Source organism: Emticicia sp., from assembly GCF_049241225.1.
In the GTDB taxonomy this organism is placed as follows: Bacteria; Bacteroidota; Bacteroidia; order Cytophagales; family Spirosomataceae; genus Emticicia.
In genome coordinates, this window is the sequence record NZ_JBMLRC010000492.1 from 1 (window position 1) to 1,375 (window position 1,375).

The 1,375-nt window shown below is 35.2% G+C and carries 2 protein-coding genes; both read right to left on the reverse strand.

Annotated elements, in window-relative coordinates:
* Positions 1-99 precede the first annotated feature (99 nt).
* On the reverse strand, positions 100-579 hold the full coding sequence (locus ACOVO2_RS25475) for a GIY-YIG nuclease family protein (protein WP_421772686.1): 480 nt from the start codon (positions 577-579) through the stop codon (positions 100-102).
* A gap of 280 nt (positions 580-859) precedes the next feature.
* Positions 860-1,375, reverse strand: a 516-nt coding sequence (locus ACOVO2_RS25480; RefSeq protein ID WP_421772687.1) for a M28 family metallopeptidase, incomplete at its 5' end; no start/stop codon positions are given.

Consider the following 1,375-nt stretch of genomic DNA (forward strand, 5'->3'; position numbering starts at 1 on the left):
TTGGCTCTTCTCCAACCGCACAAAGAAGTTTGGAACGGCGGGACGGTGAGTTAATTTTGAATGAGTGAATGATAGAATGAGTGAATATCAAATACTTACTCATTCTATCGTTTTTCCCTTCTTACAATATCCTTCTAATAATTCATGAAGATTAGGCTTACTTTTTCTTTGTCCACGAGGGTAAATTTTATCAAATAACGGGTCGTACTTCAATTGTATCAATCGCTCTAAAACCTGTCTTACGTTCTCCTCTCTTAGTTCATTATTCCTACTTTCTAAAGGATACCAATATGCAATAATATTGCCTTCTATTGCCATAAAAAATTCTCGCCAACACTCTGCTTTTTCATTTCCTTGAGTTGCTTTACTGTGTGATTTTAGTCTGTCATAAATCTTTTTGGCTTTTCCTACATAGATGAACCCATAATTTTCATTAAACAAGGCATATATTCCAGATTTTTCTATGTCAGATTTTTTTCGTTTTTCCTCAATTTTTGATAAATCTGTATTTTGCCAATTCTCTTTTACATTTATAAATTCATCACTATTTATGAATTGTAAAATTTCGTCCAATTCCATGCTGTATTTTATTTAGTAAAAGCCCCTCCAAAAATGTTTGGAAGGGCTAATATATGTGTAAAAAACTTGTTATCAGACGCCACTCTTAACAAAAGGCAATTTTATAACAACGCCTTTTAGCATACAACAAAGTTTGAGTTAATACGTACAAAATACAAGGCTTTAGGGGCAAGCCGTTTAAGTGCTAAGTCTGAATTATTTATGTAGTAAAAGCTCCGTAATATACTGATAGTTAACATTCTACATTTTTAATTCTACATTCTTAATTGTGCGTCAGCACTTACCTTTCTAATTTAAAATTCTTATCGGTGGCTGGTCTTTGCTTGGCGTTGGCTACTTTCCAACCTGTTCTATACATCCAGTCGGCCATTTTCTTTAGCTTAGGAAAATTAATATTCTCTACATTATCCTGCGGAGTATGATAATCGGGGTGCAAAAGGGTTGTGTACATAAGTGCAGGAATACCCAAGCGAGCATAAGGTAAGTGGTCGCTTCTGAAATACCAGCCTTCAATATGCTTTACGTCGTCCCAAGTATAATCTAATTTAAAATTTGGACCTTCTTTGTTAGCCTCTAAAGTCATATTTATCAATTCTTCCGAGTTTCTATGGGGCGGAAGTGCTCCAAGCACAGTCGCACTATCAATATGGTTTCTTCCAATCATATCACCATTTAAAACAGCTACAATATTACCAATCGGCACGGTTGGGTGAGTAGAATAATATCTTGAACCAAGAAGCCCTCTTTCTTCGGCTCCGTGAATCACAAATAATACAGAACGTTTGGCTGGATTTTT

What these genes read in the sequence shown, in the direction of transcription:
- ACOVO2_RS25475 (WP_421772686.1), bottom strand. Translation starts at nt 579, where the DNA reads ATGGAATTGGACGAAATTTTACAATTCATAAATAGTGATGAATTTATA.